Here is an 11,094-nt window from a genome sequence, read left to right on the forward strand (position 1 = left end):
AAACAAAATAGCAAGAATAATGAAGTATTCTACACATTCACTCCTCCTTCCTTTCCTGTTGCTTGCAGGAATCATACTAAACTCCTGTAATGGTGGAAGTAGTCGTTCTGCTAAAGAAACTGTAATCAGTGATTCTACATCTACTGATACAGTCTCTTCTGTACAAAAAGATAGCATTTCCCGAAAGGCTACTTCTTTACATACACAAGTTAAGGACAGTGTACAGAACTCTTCTGTGAAGAGATTCTCCAAAGAAGTTGTAAGAAATCAAAAGGGGAATCGTGTAGATACTCACAAGCCGAACAGGAAATCTGCAAGACTTTTTGCAGACTTAGACAAACGTACCGTCAGCAAGTTCTTTGCTAACTCCGACAGCGATACACTCAATGTTGGACGTGCTCAGCTTGCCGTTCCACGTGAGGCTATGGAAAAGGGTAAAGTTCTCAGTATTACTCCACTTAGAAAGGGTGAACTACCAACCTTACCTACGGGTATGGTGAACGTTACAGGTGGCTGTGACACCTTAATGGCAAGAACCGATACGGTGTCAGGTTATCGTTTCTTACCTCATGGCAATCACTTTGTCCATCATCTGGCAAGTATTTCTGTACCTTATGACAGCACGTTGATACCGAATGGCTATACTGTAGATGATATCCACACCTATTATTATGATGAACTGCACCAACGCTGGACAATGCTCCAGTCGAAAGGTATTGATACCAAGCGTGAGGTGGCAATGGCAGAGACTTCACATTTTACGGATGTCATCAACGGTATCATCAAAGTTCCAGAGAGTCCCGAAACACAGAACTATGTCCCTACAGGTATCAGTGAGCTGAAGGCTGCTGACCCAGCAGCAGGTATTCAACAGATTGAAGCCCCATCAGCTAATCAGAATGGTACGGCAACACTGTCCTATCCTTTCGAAGTTCCTGCAGGGCGTAATGATATTGGTGTAAGTGCCGGCTTACAGTACAGCAGTGAGGGAGGCAGTAGCTTTGTTGGCTATGGATGGAGCCTTCCTGTACAGAGCATTGACATAGAGACCCGATGGGGTGTACCACGTTTCGAAGATCAGTACGAAAGTGAGAGCTATCTCCTCATGGGACAGCAGCTTAGTGACCGACTCTATCGTAGGACTGATTCTCTGGCAAGACAAGCTGATAAGCAGTTCTATCCAATGACTGAAGGTGGTTTCAGTAGGATTATCCGAAAGGGTAACAGCCCGAAGAACTATTACTGGGAAGTGACTGGTAAGGATGGTACAGTCTATAGTTATGGTGGTCATGGTGGTCATGTAAGTGATGCTACTTCTCTTACCGACACCAAAGGGAACCGTATCAAATGGGCACTTGATCGTGTTACCGATGTCCACGGGAACTTTGCCGCTTTCCATTATATGAAGTCTGGCAATAACCTTTATCCTGAACGCTATACATGGACAGGATTCGGGGAGACGGAAGGATTGTATAGCATTGAGTTCGATATTGACTCTACAGCCACAGACCGAAAAGATGTGACGAGTAGCGGAAGACTTGGCATTATGCAAAAGGACAAGGGGCTACTCCGTAAGGTCATAGTGAAGAATAATGGTCAGCAGCTCCGCAGCTATACCTTAAACTATGAAGAAGGACCGTTTGGCAAGATACTGCTAAAGAGCATTGATCAGAACGATAGTAGGGATGGTAAGGTTGCTACACAATCTTTTGACTATTACAATGACCTCAAAAATGGACTTTTCTCTTCTAAGGCAGAATTATGGAAGGCCGAAGGAGAAGATTACGAGGCATTCCTCAGCCATTCGGTTCGTGGGTGTGATGACAATCTAAGTCTTCTTGGTGGTGGAGCTTCAAAAAGCCACACTACGGGTTGGGGAACAATGGTAGGTATTGGCTTCGCTGCTGGAACAGTAAATGTTGGTCCATCTTTCTCTAATAGTAAGAGTTCAAATTCGGGTAAAGTTGCTTTTGTAGATATTGATGGTGACGGACTACCCGATAAACTCTTCAAACGAGGTAACCAACTTTTCTATCGTAAGAACATGAGCGCAGATGGAAAGAATTTACTCTTTGGAAAAACTATATTGGTATCAGGGGTAAACTCTTTCTCTGATGGAAATAGTACCACTCACTCTTTTAATGCTGATGCAGCTGTTGAAGTTGGTATTTCAAGTAAACTTAAAGCCTCTGCTGGAATTTCTTATACACATTCAAAAGAACAAGACAAGACAACCACCTATCTTTATGATTTCAACAGTGATGGACTTACAGACATAGCTATCAATGGTCAGGTCTATTTCAATCATATTGTAGATGGTAAACCTGTATTTAGTCCTGCAAGTAATGTGACAGCCAATCCTATTATTGGTGAAGGAGCACCTATTGATAAGCATTTTATTCCAGACTATAAGGTTATCCGTGACTCCCTGGAAAAGGAATATCCCCTGAATGATGCCGTCCGGATGTGGTGCGCACCTTTTGCTGGCAAGGTCAACATACAAAGTACTATAAAAAAACTTAGCAATCAAGGTGATGGTATCATCTACAGCATTCAACATGAGAGTGATGGCTTCATGGTCCGCGACTCTTTATTACAAGCTGGTAGCAAAACCAACAATCTTAATTGTGATGTAAAAGTAGGAGACAGAATTTTCTTCCGTCTTCAGTCCCGATATGATGGTGAGGATGATAAGGTCCTTTGGAATCCTATAATTACTTATGTCTCTTTACCTGTTGGCAAGGATCGGTATCTGTCAGAAGACTTAAAAACATATAATAGCAAGACTGATTATATAGAGGGTGAAAACAATGTTGCTATATTTAATCGTACTGGTAAGGTTACGCTTCACGCTCCTTATATGAAGGGGAAGACTTCTGATGATGTTACACTTATCGTCACACGATTAGATCATCATGGTGAAACAATTGTAAAACGACTTAAACTTCCTGCTGATAGTGTAGTCAATGGCTCCTACGATTATACTGATAACATAAATGAGAAAGATTCTGTTTCATTCTTCTTTGAAATCACAACCACATCCCCAGTTGATTGGACAAAAGTACAATGGGCGGGTAGCTATAATTATGAAGATGACCAAGAAAGTGTACGTTTTGTAGCATCTCGTAGGATGTTCAACAAGCCTGTTAGTATAACAGGGAGCAAAGTGTTGAAACAAGGTGTTACCGTATTAAATAGGAAATACCGTCCTAAACTTTTCATTGTTCCAACACTATCTGTTGTGCGTGAAGATAAAAAGAATGACACAGATACTGCTACTGTTTACCTGACTTTACATGATCAAAACGGACTTCCCGTATTGCATCACACCTGTCGTCTGAATACTTCCAATACGCTCAAGGGAGATACTATCGTAGTTACAGACACAACACTTATCAAACGATTAAATACAGGTAAGGTAACTGCTACTTTTGCCATAAGTAATGAATTAGCTAAATCTACTTATGCCAAAGTTAGTTTCTTACGTGATAGCCTTTCTTACCAAAGTGCCACATCCACAGTTGTTACTGCCGTGCAGCGTGTTCTTGTGGATACGTTAGAGGCTTGTGTATTCTCTGGGTATAACTCTGTTGATTATGGAAGGCTCTACCGAGGATGGGGACAATTCGCCTATAATGGCAATAAAGCCTATGCCACCCAGCCAATAGAAGTATCAGCACTGACCATTGACAGGGATAAATATAAGGATATAGCAGAGCATTATAAATCCACACATGATGGCAATCAACTTGCAAAGAGTCTTACTCCTGTCAATGAACAGCGTTTCTTTGTTATGGGATATGATGCAAATAAGAGGATGTATGTTGGTGGATCAGAGCATGTATTTATCTCTTTAGATACAATCTGTAGTTCTCGTATCGGCGAGGATGCTATTATAATTGACAGTGTTCATTATGCTAAAAATGCGGGCGAATTGTCTGCACCTGTACTTATGAGTGAGTCAAAGAGTAATGGCTATGGTGTAAGCGGTGGAGTTTCTTATGCAGGACTCAGTGGCAGTAAGAGTACACAGACTTCTTATAGCAAGGTGGCTCTAATGGATATCAATGGTAATGGTTATCCTGATTGGTTAGAGGAGGTAGATGGCAATATTGTTACTCAATATACCAATGCAACTGGTACACTTGGGGCAGGTCGCATGCAATTAAATGTCAATCGACCAAAATTTAAAGCAAGTTCTTCTACTATAGGAGCAGATGCAAGTCTATCAAAACGGGCTTCGGCAAAGAACGCTTTAGCTATCAGTATCAATCCTAAACCACAAGACGATGAAACTCAAAGTGGAGGTGAAGGTAGGAATTCTTCCAATGGTAATGCTATCTCCAGTGTGTCTGTGAGTGCAAGTGGGAACTTTACTTCTGGAACCTCTCATACAGAAAGTGATTGGACTGACCTTAATGGTGACGGACTTCCTGATATGCTCTTTGGTGATAAAGTGAAGTTTGGTCTTGGATATGACTTTACAAATGAAGAGAATAGCGGTGTTACGTCATTGGAGTCTTCTGAAAATAGCACATGGGGTGCAGGACTTGGTACATCCATCGAGGTACTTGGTAATGCCGATATATCCTTTGGCGTCAATGGAACGAAGACAACAACAAAGTACAATGTGTCTTTTATAGATGTTAATGGCGATGGCTTACCTGATATGGTAACTCGTAATGCTGACAAGTTCACCATAATGCTGAATACGGGTTCTGGATTTATTCCTTATTCAGAAGAACAACAGGGTCGTTTCAATGAGTCATTGGCAACGTCCGTTTCTCAATATGGTAATTTTGCTGTTTCCATTCCAATACATATTCTGTTTTTAAAACTAAGGTTTACAGCTAAGGTTACCAAATCTTGGTCAAGTGGAGTTAGCCGTACGAGTGCTGCCTTAAGGGATATAGATGGCGATGGAAGACCTGATCTTATCATATCTGACGGAGGAAAGCAGCTTATTGTCTACCGCAACCTTACGGGAAGAACGAACCTGCTGCGCTCTGTGACGCTTCCTTTCGGCGGACATATCAATATCAACTATGAGCAGACAACTCCAAGTTACGACATGCCGGGACGTCGCTGGGTGATGTCATCGGTTGAGACGACAGGTGGATACAAGGAGAACGGAGCGGTACGAAGCAGGAATACCTTTGAATATAGCGGTGGCTATCGTGACCGTCGTGAGCGTGACTTCTATGGTTTCAAGCAGGTACGTACTAATCAGATAGACACTGAGAATGGTGATAGACTCTATCGTTACTCCGTACAGACCTATGGTAAGAACAGGGATTACTATGCACATGAACTTGTTACGAGTGAATATCTCTATACCGCTGATGGAAAGAAACTGCAGGGAACTGTCTATGACTACGACCTGAAGACACTCGCCGTTGGTCATAATACGACAGATGCTGTTGTCTTCCCTGCCCTAAAGACGCTTGTTCAGAGTAACTTTGATGAAGCCAGTGGAGACAGTCTTTCGGTTGCTGTCAGCAATACTTACGATGACTATGGTAACCTACAGGGATATAAGGAGACGACAACGGGCTATAGCTTAGAGGCAAACATCAACTATCATAAGATTGCCGATAAGTATATCGTTGGTGTTCCAAGTCATATCACTGTCAGCAGTGGCGGTAAGACTTACCGTGAACGCAGCACGAAGGTGGACGGCAACGGTGAGATAACGGAGATCATACTCCATAACGGTGACAAGCCATCAGTCTATAACATGACTTACGATGGCTATGGTAACATCACACGCATGACGAAGCCGGAGAACTATAATCATCAGCGTATGTTCTATGCTTATACGTATGACGACCGCTATCACAGTCTTGTGACAAGTGTCAAGGATGCATATGGCTATAGCTCCAGCACGGCTTATGATGGTCTTTGGAATGCTCCGTCTGTAACGACCGACCTCAACGGGCAGAAGATGGAATACACCTACGATGCCTTAGGACGTCAGCAGACGATTCGTGCTCCGTATGAGATAGAAAGCGGTCAGCCGTTTACTATCCGTTTTGAGTACTTCCCTGCAGAGCGTAAGGCACATACCATCCATTATTCTAAGGATGGAAATATTGACACTTATACCTTTGCCGACTCGCTGATGCGTGCCGTCCAGACGAAGCAGACGGGTGTGGTTTGGTCTGGTGGCAGCAATCAAAAGGTCTCTATCGTCAGTGGAAGAGCTGTCATCGATGCCTTCGGTCGTAACATTACAGCTTATTACCCAATGACGGAGAGCTATGGTAACATCGGCACTTACAACCATGCGACGGGTGATCTGCAGGCAAAGACGGAGTATGATACGCACGATCGTACCACGAGTGTGACGCTTGCTGACGGCAGTGTGACACGCACGGCTTATACTATCGGCAGCCATGACGGTGAACCGATGCTTCAGACAATGGTCACGGATGCTCTGGGACGACATGCGGAGAGCTATACCGATGCCAAGGGACGCAACCGTGAGACGGTGCAGCATGCCCGTGGTGAGGATATCACGGTGAAGTACAACTATGACCCTGTCGGACAGGTGCTGACGGTTCAGCATCCTAACGGTAAGGAGACGAAGTATTCCTACGACTTGCTTGGTCGGAAACTGATGGTGAATCATCCTGATGCAGGTGAGACGGATATGACCTATGATGCGGCAGGTAACCTCCTGACGAAGCTCACGGCAGAACTTAGGAAGTCGATATCTGACAAGGGTTACATCTCTTACACCTACGACTTCGAACGGCTTCATGAGGTGCTTTATCCTGAAAATCTCTTCAACCGTGTTACTTATACCTATGGTAAAGCTGGCGATAAGTATAACCGCGCTGGTCGTCTTGCCCTCGTAGAGGATGCGAGTGGCGGTGAAGCGTATTACTACGGCAGACAGGGTGAGGTGACAAAGACTGTCCGTACGGTCATGGCGAGCGTGGCGGATATCAGGACTTATGTCTATGGTGCTACGTATGATAGCTGGAACCGTGTGCAGACGATGACTTATCCTGATGGTGAAGTGGTGACCTACCATTATAATGCAGCTGGACAGGTTGAGCGTCTTACGAGCAATAAACAAGGACGTCAGAGCGTTATTGTTGACAGGATAGGTTACGATAAGGAGGGTCATACGGTTTATACGAAACTCGGTAATGGCACGGAGACTACCTATACCTATGACAAGCAGCGTGAACGTCTGCAGGTGATGAACCTTACAGCGGACGGTCAGACTGTGATGGAAAACAGGTATCGCTATGATGCTGTGGACAATATCCTCGGTATTACGAATGCCGCCAACCCAACGTCACTGACGAAACTCAACAAGGCGAAGCTGGGAGGAAGGAGTTCGCATACGTATGAATATGACGAGCTGAACCGCCTTATTCATGCAAGCGGTAAAGCAAAGCGTGCATCGTATGATATGGTGATGTCGTTCGGACGGATGAGTGAGCCACTGACCAAGGTACAGAAGGTGGACTCAACGACAACTGCTAAGTCTTATAACTTTGCTTATAAGTATGAGGACAGTAATCATCCGACGGCTCCAACGCAGATTGGTCACGACCATTACACATACGATGCTAATGGTAATCCAACGCTGGTAACGAACGACTCTACGAATACTACCCGTGAGATGTACTGGGATGAAGACAACCGTCTGATGGTACTCTCTGATAATGGCAAGACGAGTCGTTACACTTACAATGCTGCTGGTGAACGCATCATGAAGAGTTACGGTACGATGGAAGGTGTGTATATCAATGGTGCACCACAGGGTATTACCTTCCACGAGACGGACAACTTCACGCTTTATCCTGCAAGTATCCTCTCTGTTAACAAGAATAGATTCACGAAGCATTACTTCATTGGTGACAAACGAATCGCTTCAAGGATAGGAACGGGTATGTTTAACAACGTTTATGGACACAACGGTTCATACGTAACGGCTGGTCAGCAGGACTATGCAGAACGTATGAATCAGATTCAGACACAGAAAGAGGCGTATTATAAGAAGGTGGGTGTAGCCCCTGGTGTACCAACAGAGAAGGGTGCGTATGGTGATCCGGAGAACACGGGTGTTGGTTATAATGCCGTCCTCACTGAACTCGGTAACCATGATGTGCCACAGGGTTGGATTCAGACTCCACGCCACAATACTACACCGAATACCAATCCTGGTCCACCTGTAAGCTGGAACGACCCAAGCAACCCTGATGACCCGCAGGCTGGTTATGGCTATATTCCAAACGACACAACACGTGAGGAGACCTTCTTCTATCATAGTGACCACCTCGGCTCAACGTCTTACATCACAGACGACCATACCAACATTACACAGTATGATGCCTACCTCCCGTATGGTGAACTACTTGTCGATGAGCATAGTAGTAGCGAGGACATGCCGTATAAGTTCAATGGCAAGGAACTTGACGAAGAAACGGGGCTGTACTATTACGGAGCCAGGTACATGGACCCCAAAATCTCCATGTGGTTGGGGGTAGACCCATTAATGGAAAAGTATACAAATGTCAGTGGATATGTTTTTTGTCATAGTAATCCAATAGTTAGAATTGATCGTGATGGATGTGCAGATTATTTTAGCATTAGTGGCAAGTTCATTAGATCGGATAAATCAAAAGATAAAAATATCTACATAAGAACTTCTTCTGGTAACGTTTTATTATCTAAATATAATTTCAAGAGAAATTTACGTGCTATGATGCGTATTACGTATCATTATGCTAAGGAAGTTGGGTTAGAAGGTAAGGCTAAGTCTATTGGTGTAAAATCAATGAAGTCGAATCCTGAGGGAGAATTAGCGATAACAACATATGATAATAGGATAAGAGTCTCTACTGTTAATGGGCATTTTAAAAAATCAATGGACCAAATATATAATTTCAGAAGTACATTAGCACATGAAGGCTTTCATATAGATACTCCAAATGGAGTAGATGAAGAAGTTCTTGTAATCATGAAAGAGATGAGTAGGAAAGAATTTGGAAAAACAACACGGTCTTTTAAAGATAATACAGCTGGATATCTTCAAAAAGAATTGGAAAAGTTGTATGCTGTATCAGGTCGTAATTTTTATAAGGTGATAGGTAAGGCACAAAAAATGTTAAATAAATATGGGGCTAAAAGTAGTTATGAATTTATAGAAGGAGGAAATAAGATTCATTTTTGACAATAATGAAACATATACATATAATAAAATTATTGCTAATATCCTCATTATTAGTATCATGCCGAAATAATAATGTTAAAGAGATTCTAACTGGGGATAGATATAGATATTGGTATAATGAGAGTGATACAATACTTAATCTTCCTTTATACTTTATTTTTAACAAAGATGGACAATTGCAAGTAAAAAGTCAAGACGAAAGGGGGAGATTACAGGACTTTGTTTTCTCCCATGATGTAGAATGGGATCATCGTTGGAGTATAAAAAATGACACATTACTATATATGGGATTGTATGATAATTATTTCGTTATATCAAGGTATAATGATTCTATTGTCACCCTTACACAGAATAACCAGAATATAGTATTACATGCGATTAGAGATCCTCGTATGTTTATACAAAACATTCACGCTAAGAGAAAAAATATTATCGATAGTATTCAATGTATAAATTATGATATACGAATTGATAGAATATGCCCTAATGGCAACAATTATATTCTAAAAGATATTTCTTCCTCAGTTGAGATAAGCAAAGCAGATATGAATATCATAACTCCCCAAAGAGGAGACCGTTTAGTCAAAGAAAAGAATTATGTATTGTTGAATAGAATAACTAATGATTCAATTTATCTATATCGATATACTGTTTCAGGAGAGCATCCAGTTTTATCGATTCTCCAAAGTGGAGAAAAAAAGAATTTCATACAAAGAAATGGGATTTATCAGAGATAAGTGCATTGCTTCTAAAATCGGCACGGGGCAGTTTTATAATGTTTATGGCGTCAATGGCAACATTGTAACGGCAGGGCAGCGCGATTATGCAGCCTGGATGCAGAACATAGAAGCACAGAAGGAGGAATACTATAAACAGCAGGGCATTGCACCTGGTGTACCTACAATGAAAGGTGCATATGGTGATCCGGAGAATACAAAGCGAGGATATAACTCTATCATTGACACACTCGGTAACCACGATGTGCCGCAGGGTTGGATTCAGACCCCGAAGCCGAACACCACACCGAATACCAACCCCGGTCCACCTGTAAGCTGGAATGACCCAAGCAACCCTGATGATCCACAGGCTGGTTATGGTTATATTCCTAATGATACCACAAAGGAAGAAACCTTCTTCTATCACAGTAATCACCTCGGCTCAACGTCTTATATCACAGATGACAAAGCCAACATCACGCAGTATGATGCTTACCTACCGTACGGCGAACTGTTGGTCGATGAGCACTCATCATCCGAAGACCTACCGTATAAGTTCAACGGTAAACAGTTTGATGAGGAAACTGGCTTGTACTATTATGGTGCAAGGTATATGAATCCAATCACAAGCATTTGGTATGGAGTGGATTCACGTATAGGAGAAATGCCATTTAGTAGTTCTTACTCTTATTGTGACAACCATCCCATTAATTTTATAGATAAAAAAGGTGATAAGAAACTTAATTGGTTTATATTGACAAAAGGTATTCCTCCACAAAATGATATTAGAAATAATTCTGCATATTTTAGAAACAATTATGATAATAATGTTGTAAATATATGGGCTCATGGACTAAAAGACCCTTCGGATAAAAAATATCGTCAACAAGCATGGGGGATAGGTATATCTAAACTTAGTTCAGGAGAGCGGTGGATGGAAGTTGCTTCATACTTATCTAGGGATGTTTCTTTATTTGCAAGGCGTATAGACATTGCCGATAAGGGATGGCGGAAAAGGAACAATGGTCATCCTATATTGGTCTTACATAGTTGTGCTTCATCTACCTTTGCACAAGAAATCTCTGCATCTAAAGAATTTAAAGGGGTTATCATTATTGCCCCAGATGTAACATTACATACCACAAAAGAAAAAGGAGAATGGCTTAATTCTTTAGTTTACGGAAA

At 42.2% G+C, this 11,094-nt stretch carries 2 protein-coding genes and 1 pseudogene; all 3 read left to right on the forward strand.

Going from position 1 to position 11,094, the window contains the following annotated elements; genetic code table 11:
• The first annotated feature begins 19 nt into the window (after positions 1 to 19).
• Positions 20 to 9,193 carry a SpvB/TcaC N-terminal domain-containing protein gene (locus HMPREF9144_RS10865; protein WP_006046120.1) on the forward strand — a complete coding sequence of 3,058 codons (9,174 nt, stop codon included), beginning with the start codon at positions 20 to 22 and terminating at the stop codon, positions 9,191 to 9,193.
• 5 nt (positions 9,194 to 9,198) lie between these two features.
• A complete protein-coding gene (locus tag HMPREF9144_RS13390) occupies positions 9,199 to 9,930 on the forward strand; it encodes a hypothetical protein (protein WP_006046121.1) in 732 nt (243 codons plus the stop codon).
• Positions 9,917 to 10,645: pseudogene (locus HMPREF9144_RS10870) on the forward strand (RHS repeat domain-containing protein); the annotation flags it as partial. The gene HMPREF9144_RS13390 and the pseudogene HMPREF9144_RS10870, both read left to right, overlap by 14 nt.
• Between the last annotated feature and the right edge of the window lie 449 nt (positions 10,646 to 11,094).

This window comes from Prevotella pallens ATCC 700821, assembly GCF_000220255.1.
Lineage (GTDB): Bacteria > Bacteroidota > Bacteroidia > Bacteroidales > Bacteroidaceae > Prevotella > Prevotella pallens.